Here is a 16914-nt window from a genome sequence, read left to right on the forward strand (position 1 = left end):
TATAATAGAGCCATGAGTAGAATTTTAGATAATGAAATCATGGGGGATGAGGAGTTGGTAGAACGTACCCTCCGTCCTCAGTATTTACGTGAATATATTGGGCAGGATAAGGTCAAGGACCAGCTGCAAATCTTTATCGAAGCTGCCAAAATGCGGGATGAGGCACTGGACCATGTTCTTTTATTTGGTCCTCCAGGTCTCGGGAAAACAACCATGGCCTTTGTTATTGCCAATGAACTGGGAGTCAATCTCAAGCAAACGTCAGGTCCTGTCATTGAAAAAGCGGGTGACCTGGTAGCGATTTTGAATGATTTGGAGCCTGGAGACGTTCTCTTTATTGACGAGATTCATCGCTTGCCCATGTCGGTGGAAGAGGTGCTTTATAGTGCCATGGAAGACTTCTACATTGATATCATGATTGGTGCTGGTGAAGGCAGTCGCAGTGTTCATTTGGACTTGCCACCATTCACCTTGATTGGTGCAACGACACGTGCGGGGATGCTCTCAAATCCTCTACGGGCACGTTTTGGGATTACAGGTCATATGGAATACTATGCCCACGCTGACTTGACAGAGATTGTTGAGCGGACAGCAGATATTTTTGAGATGGAAATCACCCATGAGGCAGCTGCTGAGCTGGCCTTACGCAGTCGAGGAACTCCTCGTATTGCCAATCGTCTCCTCAAGCGCGTGCGCGACTTTGCCCAGATTATGGGGGATGGGGTTATCGATGATGTTATTACCGATAAGGCTTTGACCATGCTGGATGTAGACCATGAAGGTTTGGACTATGTGGACCAAAAAATCCTTCGCACCATGATTGAGATGTACGGTGGTGGACCTGTCGGATTAGGTACTCTCTCCGTTAATATTGCCGAGGAGCGTGAGACGGTTGAAGACATGTACGAACCTTACCTCATCCAAAAAGGTTTTATCATGCGGACAAGGTCTGGACGGGTGGCGACTGCTAAGGCATATGAGCATTTAGGTTATGAATACAATGAAAAATGAGCAAGAAATTCTAGATGCTTTCAGAGAAAATCTGGATATGATGACTATTCTGACCATCATTCGTGATCTTGATCTGAAAGATTCGTGGTTGGCGGCAGGTTCTGTCAGGAATTTCATCTGGAATCTCTTGTCTGATAAATCGCCTTTTGATAGTGAGACGGATGTGGATGTGATTTTCTTTGATCCAGATATTTCTTATGAGGAAACAGTATCCATAGAGAAAAAACTGAGAGAAGATTTTCCTCAGTATCAGTGGGAGTTGAAAAATCAGGTCTATATGCATCAGCACAGTCCCCACACTGCGCCTTACACGAGTTCTCGTGATGCTATGAGTAAGTATCCTGAACGCTGTACGGCGATAGGGCTTCGCTTGCATGCCGACGCAACTTTAGAGATCTTTGCGCCTTATGGTTTAGAGGATATTTTGAACTTTCAGATTTCCCCAACTCCTCATTTTTTAGAGAATGAAGACCGAATGAAGCTCTATCAAGAACGCTTGTCCAAGAAAAATTGGCAAGAAAAATGGGAAAATCTCACTTTCTCAAAAAACTTAAGAAAAATTTAAGTTAGGGACGGTATACTAGGTTCATAAGTTAAGAGGAACTTAACTTAAACTCCTAAAACTTTTTCATAATAATCTCCCTATAAAACTAAGTCGCCCAATCAGGCGGCTTATTTTTTGTCTTTACGGAGAGCTAATAACTTAGCAATAGAAGAAAATAGGGAAATATGGTATAATGAAACGATAGATTTTTGAATAGGAATAAGAACATGTTTGGATTTTTTAAGAAAGATAAAGCTGTAGAAGTCGAGGTTCCAACACAGGTTCCTGCTCATATTGGCATCATCATGGATGGGAATGGTCGTTGGGCTAAAAAACGGATGCAACCACGGGTTTTTGGTCATAAAGCAGGGATGGAAGCCCTCCAAAAAGTGACCAAGGCAGCTAACAAGATGGGAGTTAAGGTCATCACGGTTTATGCCTTTTCAACGGAAAATTGGACGCGTCCAGATCAAGAAGTCAAGTTTATCATGAACTTGCCAGTCGAATTTTATGATAACTACGTCCCTGAATTGCACGCAAATAACGTTAAGATTCAGATGATTGGGGAGACAGACCGTCTGCCTAAGCCGACTTTTGAAGCTTTGAAAAAAGCAGAGGAGTTGACTAAGAACAATACGGGCTTGATTCTCAATTTTGCGCTTAACTATGGTGGTCGTGCTGAAATTACGCAGGCTCTTAAGGGCTTGGCTCAAGATGTTCTAGATGCTAAAATAAACCCTGGTGACATCACAGAAGATATGATTGGGGACTATCTTTTTACGCAACACCTGCCAAAGGATTTGCGGGATCCTGATTTGATTATCCGTACGAGTGGTGAGTTGCGTTTGAGTAATTTCTTGCCATGGCAAGCAGCCTATAGCGAGCTTTACTTTACAGATACCTTGTGGCCTGATTTTGATGAAGCTGCCTTGCAGGAAGCTATTGCTGCTTTTAACCATCGCAATCGCCGTTTTGGAGGAGTTTAGGAGAAGATATGACCAAGGATTTACAAAAGAGAACATTGTTTGCGGTATTGGCCCTGGCAATTTTCCTTCCAGTCTTGTTTGCAGGAGGGCTCTTGTTGCAGATAGGGATTGGATTGTTAGCGATGCTAGGCGTCCATGAACTCTTGCACATGAAGGGGCTAAAGACTATGACCATTGAGGGCGCTTTGACTCTTTTTGCGACCTTCGCTCTCACAGTTCCTTTAGAAAATTACCTAACTTTTTTGCCTGTTGATGGGAATGTGGTTGCCTACAGTGTTTTGATTACCATAATGCTAGGGACGACCGTTTTCAGTAAAAACTATACGATTGAAGATGCCGCTTTTCCAATTGCTGTGAGTTTTTATGTTGGTTTTGGCTTCAATGCCTTACTAGATGCTCGGGTGGCAGGTTTTGACAAGGTACTTTTGGCCCTTTTTATCGTCTGGGGGACAGATAGCGCAGCCTACCTGACAGGGATGAATTTTGGTAAACATAAATTGGCGCCGAGAGTTTCTCCTAATAAGAGTATTGAGGGCTTTGTCGGTGGTATTCTAGGTGCGGTACTGATAACAGTGGTTTTCATGTTAGTGGACAGCACAGTTGCTCTTCCTTATGGGATTTATAGAATGAGTCTCTTTGCTGCCTTCTTCAGTGTGGCAGGTCAGTTTGGTGACTTGATTGAGAGTGCCATGAAACGCCATTTCGGTGTTAAGGATTCTGGAAAATTTATCCCTGGACATGGCGGTGTGTTGGATCGCTTTGACAGCATGCTGATTGTGTTTCCAATGATGCACTTATTTGGCCTGTTTTAAAGAAAGGAATATTGAATGATTGGATTGCTAACCTTTATCCTCGTTTTTGGGATTATTGTGGTGGTGCATGAGTTTGGACATTTTTATTTTGCCAAGAAATCGGGCATTCTAGTTCGTGAATTTGCCATTGGTATGGGGCCCAAGATTTTTTCCCATATCGGTAAGGATGGCACTGCTTATACCATTCGAATCCTTCCTCTAGGAGGCTATATTCGTATGGCAGGCTGGGGTGATGATGCGACAGAAATCAAGACAGGAACTCCAGTCAGTTTAACACTTGCCGATGATGGTAAGGTCAAACGGATCAACCTCTCAGGGAAGAAGTTGGATCAAACGTCTCTTCCTATGCAGGTAACTCAGTTTGACTTTGAAGACAAGCTCTTCATTAAAGGCTTGGTCTTGGAAGAAGAAAAGACCTTTGCAGTGGATCATGATGCAACGGTGGTTGAAGAAGACGGAACCGAAGTGCGCATTGCTCCTCTGGATGTACAGTATCAAAATGCTTCTATCTGGGGTAAGCTCATCACCAACTTTGCAGGTCCCATGAATAACTTTATCTTAGGTGTTGTTGTTTTTTGGATCTTGATCTTTTTGCAGGGCGGTGTTAGAGATACTCAGACCAATCTCTTTCATGTCATGCCAGAAGGAGCTTTGGCTAAGGTGGGCGTAGCTGAGACAGCTCAAATCACCAAGGTCGGCTCGCATGAGGTTAAGAATTGGCAAGACTTGACCCAGGCTGTGGAAGCAGATACCAAGGACAAGACAGCCCCGACCTTAGATGTGACCATTTCTGAAAATGGTAGCGAAAAACAAGTCACGGTGACTCCAGAAGAGAATCAAGGACGTTATATTCTTGGGGTTCAACCGGTAGTCAAGTCAGACTTTCTATCCATGTTTGTTGGTGGATTTACAACTGCAGCTGACTCAGGACTTCGTATCCTTTCGGCTTTGAAAAACTTGATTTTCCATCCAGATTTGAACAAACTCGGCGGACCCGTTGCCATTTTTAAGGCAAGTAGCGATGCTGCTAAAAATGGTCTTGAGAATGTCCTCTATTTCCTAGCTATAATTTCCATCAATATCGGGATTTTTAACTTGATTCCTATCCCGGCTTTGGATGGTGGAAAGATTGTGCTCAATATCCTAGAGGCTATCCGCCGGAAACCCCTTAAACAAGAAATTGAAACCTATGTCACCATGGCTGGTGTAGTTATCATGGTTGTCTTGATGCTAGCTGTGACCTGGAATGACATTATGCGACTCTTCTTTTAGATAATCGAGGAATATTATGAAACAAAGTAAAATGCTAATCCCAACGCTTCGCGAAATGCCAAGCGATGCTCAAGTTATCAGCCACGCCCTTATGTTGCGTGCTGGTTATGTTCGTCAAGTTTCTGCCGGTGTATATTCTTACCTACCACTCGCTAACCGTGTGATTGAAAAGGCTAAGAATATCATGCGCCAAGAGTTTGATAAGATTGGTGCGGTGGAGATGTTGGCTCCTGCACTTCTCAGTGCCGATCTTTGGCGTGAATCAGGTCGTTATGAAACCTATGGTGAAGACCTTTATAAACTGAAAAACCGTGAAAAGTCAGACTTTATCTTAGGTCCGACACACGAAGAAACTTTTACAGCTATTGTTCGTGACTCTGTGAAATCTTACAAGCAATTGCCACTCAACCTTTACCAAATCCAACCGAAATACCGTGATGAAAAACGTCCACGTAACGGACTTCTCCGTACGCGTGAATTTATCATGAAAGACGGCTATAGTTTCCATGCTAATTACGATAGTTTGGATGTGACTTATGACGAGTACAAGGCAGCCTATGAACGTATCTTCACTCGTAGTGGTTTGGACTTCAAGGCCATCATCGGTGATGGTGGCGCCATGGGTGGTAAGGATAGCCAAGAATTTATGGCCATTACACCAGCTCGTACAGACCTTGACCGCTGGGTTGTCTTGGACAAGTCAGTTGCCTCATTTGATGAAATTCCTGCAGAAGTGCAAGAAGAAATCAAGACAGAATTGCTCAAATGGATGGTTTCTGGTGAAGACACCATTGCCTACTCAAGTGAGTCTAGCTATGCAGCTAACTTAGAAATGGCAACAAACGAGTACAAACCAAGCAACCGTGTCGTTACGGAAGAAGAAGTAACTCGAGTGGAAACACCAGGTGTTAAATCTATTGACGAAGTCGCAACCTTCCTTAACATCCCAGAAGAACAAACAATCAAAACCCTCTTCTACATGGCAGATGGTGAGCTTGTTGCAGCCCTTCTAGTTGGAAATGACCAACTCAATGAAGTTAAGTTGAAAAACCACTTGGGAGCAGATTTCTTTGACATTGCGAGCGAGGAAGAAGTAGCAAGTGCTGTTCAAGCCGGCTTTGGTTCACTTGGCCCAGTTGGTTTGCCAGAAAATGTGAAAATCATTGCAGACCGTAAGGTGCAAGATGTTCGCAATGCTGTTGTAGGGGCTAATGAAGATGGCTACCACTTGACGGGTGTGAATCCAGGTCGTGACTTTACTGCAGAATATGTAGATATCCGCGAAGTTCGTGAGGGTGAAATTTCCCCAGACGGACAAGGTGTCTTAAACTTCGCCCGTGGTATTGAGATCGGTCATATTTTCAAACTCGGAACTCGCTACTCAGCAAGTATGGGCGCAGATGTTTTGGACGAAAATGGCCGTGCTGTGCCAATAATCATGGGTTGTTACGGTATCGGTGTTAGCCGTCTCCTTTCAGCCGTTATGGAGCAACACGCTCGCCTCTTTGTCAATAAAACGCCAAAAGGCGAATACCGTTATGCTTGGGGAGTTAACTTCCCTAAAGAATTAGCACCATTTGATGTGCACTTGATTACTGTCAATGTCAAAGATGAAGAAGCGCAAGCCTTGACAGATAAACTTGAAGCAAGCTTGATGGGAGCTGGTTACGAAGTCTTGACAGACGACCGTAACGAACGTGTCGGAGTGAAGTTTAGCGATAGTGACTTGATTGGGTTGCCAATCCGTATTACTGTTGGGAAGAAAGCAGCTGACGGTATTGTAGAAGTTAAGATCAAGGCGACTGGTGACACCATCGAAGTTCATGCAGACAACTTGCTTGAAACGCTTGAAATCCTCAGCAAGAAATAAAAACTATAATCAGAAGAAAAACAAGGCAAAAATGTAACTAGTTTTTACCTTGTTTTTTCTATATAATGAGAGTGAAGAATACATCATCAAGTTAAGAGGTATAATAATGTTAAAATTTCCAAAGGATTTTGTCTGGGGTTCCTCTACTTCTGGACCACAGACAGAAGGTCGTGTACCTGGTGACGGCAAGGGATACAATCTCTGGGATTATTGGTTCCAAGTAGAGCCAAATCGTTACTACAATGGAATTGGACCTGATAAAACATCGACTTTTTACGAAAACTGGGAAAAGGATATTGAGCTTTTGGTAGAGACTGGGCATACAGCCTTCCGAACTTCTATCCAGTGGTCTCGTATTTTTCCGCAAGGTCGTGGAGAGATCAATCCGCAAGGGGTGGCTTTCTACCGTCAGGTTTTTGAGGCTATTAAGGCCAAGGGGATTCGTCTCTTAGTCAATCTCTATCACTTCGACCTGCCTTTTGCCCTTCAAGAAGCTGGTGATGGCTGGGAAAATAAGGCAACTGTCAAGGCTTATGAAGACTATGCTCGTTTTTGTTTTGAGACTTACGGTGACTTGGTAGACCAATGGATTACCTTTAATGAACCCATCGTCCCCGTAGAATTTGGTTATTTTTATGATGCCCATTATCCTCACAAGGTGGATGCCAAAGCAGCGGTTAAGGTTGCCTATCATACGCAACTGGCTAGTAGTCTTGCGGTTAAGGCCTGTCATGAGATTCTGCCTGGCTCTAAGATTGGAATTGTACTTAACTTGACACCAGCCTATCCACGTAGCCAGCATCCTGCGGATGTCAAGGCTGCGCGCATTGCCGACCTCTTCCAAGCTCAATCTTTCCTAGATCCGTCTGTCTTGGGAGCTTATCCAGAGGAATTGGTGGAAATTTTAGCTGAGCATGATTTGCTGCCAGAGTACACTGTTGAAGAGTTAGAACTCATTCGCGAGAACATAGTTGATTTCCTTGGAGTCAACTACTACCAACCTTTGCGCGTTATGGCGCCGCGTTTTGCTAAACATCCAGACAGTCCCCTCTTGCCAGAACATTTTTACGAGCCTTATATCATGCCGGGCCGTAAAATCAATCCTCACCGAGGTTGGGAAATCTACGAGCAGGGGATTTATGATATCGCTCAAAATATCAAAGAAAATTATGGTAATATTGAGTGGATGTTGACAGAGAATGGCATGGGTGTTGAAGGTGAGGATAAATTCCGTGAGAATGGCATGATTCAGGACGACTATCGTATCGACTTTGTCAAAGGACATCTGCGTGAACTTCACCGTGCCATTGAAGACGGAGCCAATTGTAAGGGTTACTTAATCTGGACCTTTATTGATTGCTGGTCATGGCTCAATAGCTATAAAAACCGCTACGGTCTAGTTGAGCTTGACTTGGAAACACAGGAACGTCGTCTAAAAAAATCAGGCCATTGGTTCAAGGAACTCAGCGACCATAATGGATTTTAAGAATAAAAAGAGTGAGATGGTGTTCATCTCACTTTTTATTACAATATCATCACCAAGGTCCCAATCGTAATCAGGATACAGCCAATAATTGTTTTAAACGTCAGGACATCCTGTAGGAAGAAAAAGGCTAGAACGAGGGTAATGACGAGACTGAATTTATCGACAGCAGATACCTCAGTCGCATTGCCCATCTGTAGGGCCTTGTAGTAGCAGAGCCAGGAGGCGCCAGTGGCTAAGCCTGATAAGATGAGAAAGAGCCAACTTTTTTTACTGATGTTGACAATTTCGGTCTGACTATTGGTCAAGAAAACCATAGCCCAGGCCATAAGAATGACGACGACTGTACGAATAGCAGTTGCTAGATTGGATGGAACTCCTTCAATCCCAATCTTGGCTAAAATTGACGTTAAGGCTGCAAAGATAGCTGATAAAAGTGCGAAGAAAAACCACATGGCGAATACCTCCTCCCCTTATTATAAGTAATTGATGCCGACTTGTCAGGTATCAAGTGAAATCTTGATAAAATACCAGATAGAAAAACTATACCAATTTTTATCCTTGACAAGTGAGAAAAACAAGTATATACTGTTTTTGCTGATTCCGTAAAGCGAGAATTAGACTATACCAATTTAAGGAGAAAGCACAGCTGGTCTGTGTCGTATATACTATGTGTGGAATTGTTGGTGTTGTTGGAAACACAAATGCAACTGATATTTTGATTCAAGGGCTTGAAAAGCTCGAATACCGTGGCTATGATTCTGCGGGGATTTTTGTCCTAGGTGGTGCTGAAAATCATCTAGTCAAGGCTGTCGGTCGTATCGCAGAATTGTCTGCCAAGACAGCTGGTGTTGAGGGAACAACAGGTATCGGACATACGCGTTGGGCGACTCACGGGAAACCAACGGAAGATAATGCTCACCCACACCGCTCTGAGACGGGACGTTTTGTCTTGGTGCACAATGGAGTGATTGAAAACTACCTTGAAATCAAGGAAGAATACCTTGCAGGTCACCACTTCAAGGGGCAAACCGATACGGAAATCGCTGTTCACTTGATTGGGAAATTTGCAGAAGAAGAAGGTCTCTCAGTTCTTGAAGCCTTCAAAAAAGCCCTTCACATCATTCGTGGTTCTTATGCCTTTGCCTTGATTGACTCTGAAAATCCAGATGTCATCTATGTCGCTAAGAACAAATCACCACTCTTGATTGGTCTTGGAGAAGGCTACAACATGGTCTGCTCAGATGCTATGGCTATGATTCGTGAGACCAACCAATACATGGAAATTCATGACCAAGAGTTGGTAATCGTCAAGGCTGATAGCGTCGAAGTTCAAGACTATGATGGTAACAGTCGTGAGCGTGCTAGCTATACTGCTGAGCTCGACTTGTCAGATATCGGTAAGGGGACTTATCCTTACTACATGCTCAAGGAAATTGATGAGCAACCAACGGTTATGCGTAAACTCATCCAAGCCTACACAGATGAGGCTGGTCAAGTAGTCGTTGACCCAGCTATCATCAAGGCTATTCAAGATGCAGACCGTATTTACATTCTTGCAGCTGGGACATCTTACCACGCAGGATTTGCTTCTAAAAAAATGCTGGAAGAATTGACAGATACACCTGTTGAACTTGGAATCTCATCTGAGTGGGGCTACGGTATGCCACTTCTCAGCAAGAAACCACTCTTTATCTTTATCAGTCAGTCTGGTGAAACAGCGGATAGCCGTCAGGTTTTGGTCAAGGCTAATGAAATGGGAATCCCAAGCTTGACAGTGACAAACGTCCCAGGTTCAACCCTTTCACGTGAAGCCAATCATACCATGCTTCTTCACGCAGGACCTGAAATTGCCGTGGCATCAACCAAGGCCTACACAGCGCAAATCGCAGCCCTTGCCTTCCTTGCAAAAGCAGTCGGAGAGGCAAACGGCAATGCCAAAGCGCAAGCCTTTGACCTGGTTCATGAGTTGTCAATCGTAGCTCAGTCTATCGAATCAACTCTTTCTGAAAAAGAAACCATTGATGCCAAGGTTCGTGACCTTCTTGAAACCACTCGCAATGCCTTTTACATTGGACGTGGTCAAGACTACTATGTAGCCATGGAAGCGAGCCTCAAACTCAAAGAGATTTCTTACATCCAGTGTGAAGGCTTTGCGGCAGGAGAACTCAAGCATGGAACCATTGCCTTGATTGAAGAAGGAACGCCTGTCTTGGCCCTCTTGTCAGATCCAATCCTTGCTAACCACACTCGTGGAAATATCCAAGAGGTTGCAGCCCGTGGTGCTAAGGTTCTCACTATCGCAGAAGAAAATGTTGCTAAAGAGACAGACGATATCGTCCTTACGACCGTCCACCCTTACCTCTCACCAATCTCAATGGTCGTACCAACGCAATTGGTCGCTTACTTTGCAACACTCCACCGTGGCCTTGATGTGGACAAACCACGTAACCTTGCTAAGTCAGTAACAGTAGAATAAGCTAAGAAAGTCTAGTTCATCTAGACTTTTTCTAATGAGCAAATTTATTGGAAATAAAACTAATTAGTGATAAAATACCCTAAAACTAAAAGAGATAGCGAGGAAACAGGATGGTAGAATTAGGAATTTCAACATTTGGTGAAACAACAGCTCTAGAAGCGACCGGGCAGATTTACAGTCATGATGAACGCATTCGTCAGTTGGTGGCAGAAATTGAGCTGGCTGATAAGGTTGGTTTGGATGTGTACGGGATTGGGGAGCATCATCGGGAGGACTTTGCGGTATCGGCGCCAGAGATTGTTCTTGCAGCTGGGGCAGTCAATACCAAAAAGATTCGTTTGACTAGTGCGGTCAGCATTCTCTCGAGTATGGATCCGATTCGCTTGTTCCAACAATATGCTACCATCGATGCCTTGTCAAATGGACGGGCAGAGATTATGGCTGGGCGTGGTTCATTTACCGAGTCTTTCCCACTGTTTGGCTATGACTTGAAAGACTATGAAACTCTCTTTGATGAAAAGTTAGATCTGCTTCAGTTGGCAAATGAAAGCACCAAAGTGAATTGGCAGGGGCAATTGACCCAAACGATTTCTGGCAAAGAAGTCTATCCCCGTCCTGTTCAGGACAAATTGCCATTGTGGGTGGCGACAGGTGGCCATGTCGAATCAACAGTGAAGATTGCTCGGGCAGGGCTGTCGATTGTCTATGCCATTATCGGTGGCAATCCGCGTTATTTTAAAAAGCTGATTCAAGCTTATCGTGAGATTGGAAGGGATGCCGGTCATGCGGATAAAGACCTGAAAGTGGGGGCTCATTCTTGGGGCTGGATTGCTGAGGATGGCGAACAGGCTGTAAAAGATTATTTCCATCCGACTAAGCAAGTGGTGGATGCGATTTCCAAGGACCGTCCACACTGGCAGGAGTTGACCTATGAGCAATATTTGGAGCAAGTTGGTCCAAATGGTGCCATGTTTGTGGGAAATCCAGACCAGGTAGCAGAAAAATTGATTCGCATGATTGAGGATTTAGGCTTGGACCGTTTCATGCTCCATCTACCGCTTGGTTCCATGCCTCATGATCAAGTTTTGAGAGCTATTGAACTTTTTGGAACGCAAGTCGCACCAAAAGTGCGTGCTTACTTTGCCATGAAAGAAGGGTTATAAAAAAATCCAATCAGTTGAGTCGATTGGTGAGGAACACCCATGGATTCAGCAACAGGTGGAAGTGGTACAAGCGATAGAGCATACTATCTAGTGGAATATATACTAGTTTATACCAAGTACAAGATAAAATAGCAAAAAAGGCGATTATCCAAGCGGAAATCGTCTTTTTTGATATTCTCACAAATACGATATCTTGTGGTTGGTGTAAACTGGTAGATAGTTCTCTTATTTTATTTATCAAAACCTTGTAAGTTTTTTTGGCGCTCTTCAGTTTGACCCTTGGCATCCAATTTATTACCATTGTAAACAGTACTTTCCCATGATCCGTACATTGGGTTAGGGAAAATGATGAATTTCTCACCAAACTCTTTTTGTAATTCCTCTAATTTTTGGTCGCGCTCAGTTTCAGAGGTCTTTGAAAACTCTGCAAAGTCCACAAGATTGTCTCCTAGTAGCATGACTAAGTTGGTTTTTTCTTGGACTGCTTGTCTACGACCTTCTTTAGATTTGACGCCTTTTTCTAAGAACATGAGATGATCGCGGCTTTGTACAGGGATTCCTTCATTTTCTAGGTTTTTGATCGTATCATCTACCTGATCTATCGTGCGGTCAGATACATAGTAAATTTGGACACCGTTTTTGTCTGCAAATTGGAGGAAGTCTTTAGCGCCTGGTACAGCCTTGGCTGCGGATTTTTTTACCCAGACATCCCAGTTTTCTGGGGTAAATGCTGTTCCGTCTTTGACATTTTGAGCTTGATAAGGGCTATTGTCTAATACGGTTTCGTCTAAGTCCAAAACGATAGAGTAGGGTTTATCTGTCTGTGTTTTTAGTAGTTCTTTCAAACGATCAGTAGCGACATTGTAACCTTGTAGATAGAGTGCCTTGGTCTCAGCTGCTTTTTGATACCAAAGAGTTGACATAGTATTTTCTCTTGAACGCAACTGATCATAGGTCATGGTAACCTGATTATCAGATGTACTGCTTTGTGTTGTCTGTGAATTTGCCGAATTTGTGCCACAGCCAGTCAGTAAAATGACGGAAGCAAGTGTAGAAGTAATTGTAATAGTAACTTTGGATATTTTCATAATCCCATCCTCCTAATAATAGTCTATTAATATTGTAGCGTTTTCATGGGATTTGTGCAAGGAAATATCGAGAGAAAAGAAATTTTTCAGTAGTAATTTGGTATTAGGATAAAATTATGTACTTAATTTGGGAATGAAGATGGATATAAAAATTTCCAATCGGCTTGATAGAAAATCTATATCAACTCCTTTTTGAAAAATAGATGAAAATAAAGTGAATCTTTGAAAGGCTAGTAACATCAAGCTTTTTAGGGATTTTTTTCTTTATAGATATAAAAATTTCCAATCGAGTTGATAGTCAATATATATTGGGAAAAGGGGAAAAGGAGTGGTAAGATGGTTTCAATCCAAATGGAAGGAGAGAGGTATGGCAAGTAAAAGAGAGCTAGTCTTTAGAGCGATTCGAGGCGATGAAGTGGAAAGAGTTCCTGTGGGATTTTGGTTTCATTTTGTAACACTCGAAGAAAAGGGGCAGGGATTAAATAATCCACGTATCTTTCAAAAAAGTGTTGACGGGCATCGCAACTATGTGGAAAGGATTCGCCCTGATTTTGTCAAAATTATGAGTGACGGTTTTTTCCTTTATCCAAGTAATGTTTATAGTCCTACGATTGCAAGCATTCAGGAGCTGACTTCTATTGAGTCGATTGGTGAGGAACACCCATGGATTCAGCAACAGGTGCAAGTGGTACAAGCGATTCGAGAGACCTTTACCGAAGAGATTGCTTCTTTCTACAATATCTTTTCGCCTATCTCCTACCTCAAGCGCTGGTTCCGTACAGAAACTTCTCGAGGAGATAGGGAAGTGGCTGATCTGTTGCTTGAAAATCCTGAGCAATTCAGAGCGATTCTAGATGTGATTGCAGGAGATATTGCTATCCTAACTCAGAAAATCATCCAGCAAGGTGAAGTTGACGGGATTTACCTCAGCACTCAGGAAATTCAAGATGAGCGCATCACGCCAGCACTTTACCAAACCTATATCGAACCGAGCAATATAGCGATTTTGGAGGCAGCTAATCAGGTGGGTGGGACCAATATCCTTCATATCTGTGGTTTTGAAGGTGCGAGCAATAATGTGACGATATTTAAGGACTATCCAGCTCAAGTGGTCAACTGGGCGACTCATCATGAGGATGTTAGTTTGACACAGGGGCAAGAGTTGTTTCCAGGCAAGGCCGTTTTAGGTGGATTTGAAAATGGCAAGAAAAGTTTGCTTTATCAAGGTTCCAAGGTAGAATTGCAAAATGAAACAAGGCGGTTGCTGGCTGAAGCGGGTAGTAAAGGTGTTCTTCTGGGAGCTGACTGTACTGTTCCAGATGACTTTGACTTAGAGAGGTTGGACTGGATTCGGCAGGCAGCTGTTCTCTAAAAGGAGGAGCTATGAAAAGTAAAAGATGGGGCATCTTCATTGCAGTTGTCGGTTTGCTGGCTTTGGTTGCCATAAGCGTCGTAAAAAATCAGCACTGCAAAAATGGAGAGAGATGTCGTGGAGTTCAGGATTTTTCCAAGTCCAGTCTCCCCTTTCTACGCTCGAATGATATCGCAAGCAGTTTATTAGTTGAAAAAGTAAGAAATGGAGAATAAGAATGTCAGAAAAAAAAGAATGGGTTTTAAAAGCATTTAAAGGTGAAAAGGTTGATCGTGTGCCAGTTGGCTTTTGGCACCATTTCACATCCGAAGACGAATGGCTACACGGTTTCTCAAATCCAGTCATTATCGAGAAGAATATTGAGGGCCATAAGCGCTTTATCCGAGAAGTTCAGCCAGACTTTATCAAACTCATGAGTGATGGCTACTTTGCTTATCCAAATCCAGCGATTGCCAAAGACAAATCACTTCAAGAATTGGCAACCATTCAACCACTCGGACCAGATCATGCTTGGATAAAAGAGCAGGTGGACTTGGTTAAGAAAATCAAGCAAGAGTTTACAGAAGATATTGTTGCGATTTACAATATTTTTGCTCCTGTGACCTATCTCAAGTGGTTGCTTGGGGAAGTGTCTGGTGGAGATGACCTCATTGCAGATTTTCTGGTGGAAGATCCTGAAGCTCTGAAGAAGGTGTTGGATGTGATTGCAGAGGATATTGCGAGTCTCAGCCGAGCTGTTATCGAAGAGGCTGGTGCTGATGGAATCTACCTCAGCGTGCAGAGTATCCAAGATCAACGAGTGTCGGCAGCAGAGTATCAAGCCGTCATTGCCCCTAGCGAGATATCGGTTCTGGAAGCAGCTAGTGCTGTTGGTGGCGTCACAGTTCTTCATATCTGTGGCTACGAGGGGGCGCGAAATGATATTCACCTTTTTGCAGACTATCCAGCCCAAGTCTTTAACTGGGCTGTAGGACCGGAGGGAATCACTCTCAAGGAAGGTCGTGAGATTTTCAAGGGACGTACGGTTCTTGGAGGATTCGAAAATGGCAAGACGGGCTTACTGTATACTGGTAGCAAGGATGCCATTCAGGCTGAGGCAAAGAAACTAGTTGCAGAAGCTGGGGAACAGGGCTTGGTACTTGGGGCAGATTGTACCATTCCAAGTGATATCGCAGTTGAACGTATCCAGTGGGTTAGAGAAGCGCTTGAAAACTAAAGGAGAAAAAGATGAGTAAAAAAGCATGGATTATCGGTGGTGTAGCAGTGGTTGCAGTAATTGGGGCAACGATTATCGGGAGAAGTTTAGCTGGTGCTCCAGCCAAGGAGGGAGAAACGGCTTCGTCTGCTGAAGTCATAACCTTGAAGGTTGCCCATACACAAAATTATGTACCTTATGACTTTGTCAATGAAAAAGGGGAATCAGATGGTTATGAAGTAGCTGTTTTGAAGGCTGTTGATGAGAAGTTGGCAAACTATCAATTTGAATATACGGGTACCAGTGATGACGACCTTTTGATTGGTCTGGAATCAGGCAAGTATGACATCGGAACCAAGGGAGCTTGGTACACAGAAGAACGAGCTAAAAAGTTTGTCATTCCATCTGAACCAGTCGGAGCGAGCATCATTGGATTTACTGTCAGAAAAGAAGATGAACAGAAATACAAAACCATTGATGACTTTGCTAAGAATAAAGGGAAATTGGTTCCCATCTCCCCACAGAATGCTCAATGGAATGTTATCACCAGCTACAATGAAAAACATCAGGATGCACCGATTGAGCTAACAGCAGCTGAATCCTTTAAAGTGGCAGATGCCTATGCTTGGGTCTTAGAAGGACGTTATGATGCCTTCTTTGATATCAAACTGTCCTTTGAAAAAGCAGTTACCTCAGAAGATGGCCCTTACCACCAATATGCGGACAAACTCAGCTGGTTCCCATACAAGGGTATCCCAACTTATCCCTTGATTCACCGTGATGAAAAGGGTGAGAAATTTGCTAAAGAATACGAAAAAGCAATCAAAGAGTTGAAAGAAGATGGCACGCTTGCTAAGCTATCTCAGCAATACTTTAAAGAAGATGTCTTTAGTTATGTAGACAAAGACTAGGCCAGAAATTCCAAGACTAGAAAGGGTTTTGCATGGTTTCTTATGATTTTTCCAAGGTCTTTCAGTTTTTACCGACCTTATGGCAGGCACTTCCTATGACCTTGTCCATTCTCTTTTTTACCACTCTTCTTGGTTCCCTTTTTGGAGGTCTCTTGGCCTGGGCACAAGTAGGAGAAGACAAGAGTTTTGCAGCGATTTCCAAAGGCTATATCTTTACCCTTCGTTGTACACCGCCGATTGTCTTGCTTTTTCTAGTCTTTTATGGCTTGCCAGAATTTCTGAAATGGTGGCTTGGTTTGGACATCAACAACTGGTCTAAAACTATTTTTGTTCTCTTGACGATGATTCTCTTGTTTGCGGCTATTGTTGCCGAGGTTTTCAAGGCGGCCTATCAAGCTATTCCAAAGGGGCAGGCAGAGGCCGGGCTTAGTATTGGTTTGACTCCAAGTCAGACTTTTTGGAGAATCATTTTTCCTCAAGCTTTTCAAGTTGCTCTTCCCAATATAACGACCGCTATTCTCAATCTCATGCGGGATGCTGCCTTGGCTTATACGATTGGTTTTGTTGATGTTATGGGGGCAGGCAATCTCTTGATTAGTCGCAATTTAGGGAACTACTCTCTGGAAACCTATACGGCAGTTGCGCTTCTTTACTGGGGGATTGCCTTGGTTATTTCTAGCTTGAGTCGTTTGCTTGAGAAGTCTTTGGAAACAAAAGGGAGGTAAGAA

General features: G+C 43.4%; 16 protein-coding genes. 14 read left to right on the forward strand and 2 right to left on the reverse strand.

Features of this window, described 5'->3' with window-relative positions; genetic code table 11:
- The first annotated feature begins 12 nt into the window (after positions 1-12).
- The 7 genes from ruvB to B7720_RS03690 all read left to right on the forward strand — a co-directional run bounded on the left by ruvB (position 13) and on the right by B7720_RS03690 (position 7981).
- Positions 13-1011: a Holliday junction branch migration DNA helicase RuvB gene (gene ruvB / locus B7720_RS03660; protein ID WP_080702780.1), complete on the forward strand. Its 999-nt coding sequence runs from the start codon at positions 13-15 to the stop codon at positions 1009-1011.
- A complete protein-coding gene (locus B7720_RS03665; RefSeq protein ID WP_084856561.1) occupies positions 992-1576 on the forward strand; it encodes a nucleotidyltransferase family protein in 585 nt (194 codons plus the stop codon). The genes ruvB and B7720_RS03665 overlap by 20 nt, the downstream gene beginning before the upstream one ends.
- Positions 1577-1782: 206 nt before the next feature.
- A complete protein-coding gene (locus tag B7720_RS03670; protein ID WP_000466705.1) occupies positions 1783-2541 on the forward strand; it encodes an isoprenyl transferase in 759 nt (252 codons plus the stop codon).
- Positions 2542-2549: 8 nt separating this feature from the next.
- Positions 2550-3353, forward strand: a complete 804-nt coding sequence (locus tag B7720_RS03675) for a phosphatidate cytidylyltransferase (RefSeq protein ID WP_042902948.1) — start codon at positions 2550-2552, stop codon at positions 3351-3353.
- A gap of 15 nt (positions 3354-3368) precedes the next feature.
- Positions 3369-4625, forward strand: a complete 1257-nt coding sequence (gene rseP / locus B7720_RS03680; RefSeq protein ID WP_042902947.1) for an RIP metalloprotease RseP — start codon at positions 3369-3371, stop codon at positions 4623-4625.
- Between the two features lie 16 nt (positions 4626-4641).
- Positions 4642-6495 carry a proline--tRNA ligase gene (locus B7720_RS03685; RefSeq protein ID WP_000814031.1) on the forward strand — a complete coding sequence of 618 codons (1854 nt, stop codon included), beginning with the start codon at positions 4642-4644 and terminating at the stop codon, positions 6493-6495.
- 106 nt (positions 6496-6601) lie between these two features.
- Complete coding sequence (locus tag B7720_RS03690) at positions 6602-7981, forward strand: glycoside hydrolase family 1 protein (RefSeq protein ID WP_000911363.1); 1380 nt, start codon at positions 6602-6604, stop codon at positions 7979-7981.
- 38 nt (positions 7982-8019) lie between these two features.
- On the opposite strand, the gene B7720_RS03695 is transcribed toward B7720_RS03690, so the two are convergent.
- Positions 8020-8433: an EamA family transporter gene (locus B7720_RS03695; protein ID WP_000264204.1), complete on the reverse strand. Its 414-nt coding sequence runs from the start codon at positions 8431-8433 to the stop codon at positions 8020-8022.
- 215 nt (positions 8434-8648) lie between these two features.
- On the opposite strand from B7720_RS03695, the gene glmS reads away from it, so the two are divergent.
- Both glmS and B7720_RS03705 read left to right on the forward strand, forming a co-directional pair.
- Positions 8649-10457: a glutamine--fructose-6-phosphate transaminase (isomerizing) gene (gene glmS / locus B7720_RS03700; RefSeq protein ID WP_042902946.1), complete on the forward strand. Its 1809-nt coding sequence runs from the start codon at positions 8649-8651 to the stop codon at positions 10455-10457.
- Between the two features lie 110 nt (positions 10458-10567).
- Positions 10568-11620, forward strand: coding sequence for an LLM class flavin-dependent oxidoreductase (locus B7720_RS03705; protein WP_042902945.1), 1053 nt, complete (start codon positions 10568-10570; stop codon positions 11618-11620).
- A 230-nt stretch (positions 11621-11850) separates the two neighbouring features.
- On the opposite strand, the gene B7720_RS03710 is transcribed toward B7720_RS03705, so the two are convergent.
- Complete coding sequence (locus B7720_RS03710) at positions 11851-12708, reverse strand: 5'-nucleotidase, lipoprotein e(P4) family (RefSeq protein WP_042902944.1); 858 nt, start codon at positions 12706-12708, stop codon at positions 11851-11853.
- 367 nt (positions 12709-13075) lie between these two features.
- Between B7720_RS03710 and B7720_RS03715 the strand changes: the two genes are divergently transcribed.
- The 5 genes from B7720_RS03715 to B7720_RS03735 are packed head-to-tail and all read left to right on the forward strand — an operon-like array spanning position 13076 to position 16911.
- Positions 13076-14080: a uroporphyrinogen decarboxylase family protein gene (locus B7720_RS03715; RefSeq protein ID WP_042902943.1), complete on the forward strand. Its 1005-nt coding sequence runs from the start codon at positions 13076-13078 to the stop codon at positions 14078-14080.
- An 11-nt stretch (positions 14081-14091) separates the two neighbouring features.
- Positions 14092-14295 (forward strand): hypothetical protein, encoded by a 204-nt coding sequence (locus B7720_RS03720; RefSeq protein WP_000837741.1) that lies wholly within the window; start codon positions 14092-14094, stop codon positions 14293-14295.
- Positions 14296-14297: 2 nt separating this feature from the next.
- Positions 14298-15296: a uroporphyrinogen decarboxylase family protein gene (locus tag B7720_RS03725; RefSeq protein WP_084856564.1), complete on the forward strand. Its 999-nt coding sequence runs from the start codon at positions 14298-14300 to the stop codon at positions 15294-15296.
- 11 nt (positions 15297-15307) lie between these two features.
- On the forward strand, positions 15308-16186 hold the full coding sequence (locus tag B7720_RS03730; RefSeq protein WP_084856566.1) for a transporter substrate-binding domain-containing protein: 879 nt from the start codon (positions 15308-15310) through the stop codon (positions 16184-16186).
- Positions 16187-16218: 32 nt separating this feature from the next.
- On the forward strand, positions 16219-16911 hold the full coding sequence (locus B7720_RS03735) for an amino acid ABC transporter permease (RefSeq protein WP_084856569.1): 693 nt from the start codon (positions 16219-16221) through the stop codon (positions 16909-16911).
- Positions 16912-16914: the final 3 nt, after the last annotated feature.

This window comes from Streptococcus oralis subsp. oralis (assembly GCF_002096455.1).
In the GTDB taxonomy this organism is placed as follows: Bacteria; Bacillota; Bacilli; order Lactobacillales; family Streptococcaceae; genus Streptococcus; species Streptococcus oralis_CY.